Origin of the sequence: Pseudoalteromonas sp. RB2-MNA-CIBAN-0110 (genome assembly GCF_040309305.1) — a bacterium.
Classification (GTDB): domain Bacteria; phylum Pseudomonadota; class Gammaproteobacteria; order Enterobacterales; family Alteromonadaceae; genus Pseudoalteromonas; species Pseudoalteromonas arctica.
On sequence record NZ_JBEOOQ010000228.1, the window covers coordinates 1 to 258 of the forward strand.

Sequence of the window (258 nt, forward strand, 5' to 3'; positions counted from 1 at the left end):
GCCATTAACACCACAAAAATAGCAAAAGCCTGTTGCAAATCATCTGATGCAATTTGCTCAGACACAAAAGCTGATGATAACGACCCTATTACAATACCCGGAAATATAGGATTAAATAGCTCAAAAGGTATATTTCCACGTTTGTGATGCGCGGTGGCTGATGACATAGACGTTAAAATAATCGATGCCAGTGACGTAGCGATAGCGACATGAGTAATTTGGGTTGAACTGATACCTACTGAAGGTAAAATATACAAT

1 protein-coding gene is annotated in these 258 nt (G+C 38.8%); it reads right to left on the bottom strand.

Translation table 11 applies throughout. The annotated features are described in order from the left end of the window. Positions 1-258: TSUP family transporter (locus AAEY68_RS21285; RefSeq protein ID WP_350586853.1), on the bottom strand; the 258-nt coding region annotated here is incomplete at both ends.